Consider the following 304-nt stretch of genomic DNA (forward strand, 5'->3'; position numbering starts at 1 on the left):
AGGTGACTACCGTACCGGTTCGATTCCGGTCCTCGGCACCATTAAGTATCTTAAAAATGCGCCCGTAGCTCAATTGGATAGAGCGTCTGACTACGGATCAGAAGGTTATGGGTTCGACTCCTGTCGGGCGCGCCATTATATTCGGGAAGTAGCTCAGCTTGGTAGAGCACATGGTTTGGGACCATGGGGTCGCAGGTTCGAATCCTGTCTTCCCGATCATTTAAACATTGGGGCCTTAGCTCAGCTGGGAGAGCGCCTGCTTTGCACGCAGGAGGTCAGCGGTTCGATCCCGCTAGGCTCCACC

3 tRNA genes are annotated in these 304 nt (G+C 54.6%); all 3 read left to right on the forward strand.

Annotation, left to right across the window (positions count from 1 at the left end):
- Window positions 1-58 precede the first annotated feature (58 nt).
- A tRNA-Arg gene (locus PB1_RS16385) sits at window positions 59-135 on the forward strand.
- Between the two features lie 7 nt (window positions 136-142).
- Window positions 143-216, forward strand: a tRNA-Pro gene (locus PB1_RS16390).
- A 13-nt stretch (window positions 217-229) separates the two neighbouring features.
- Window positions 230-302: transfer RNA gene (locus PB1_RS16395), tRNA-Ala, on the forward strand.
- Window positions 303-304 lie beyond the last annotated feature (2 nt).

This window comes from Bacillus methanolicus PB1, assembly GCF_000262755.1.
In the GTDB taxonomy this organism is placed as follows: domain Bacteria; phylum Bacillota; class Bacilli; order Bacillales; family Cytobacillaceae; genus Bacillus_Z; species Bacillus_Z methanolicus.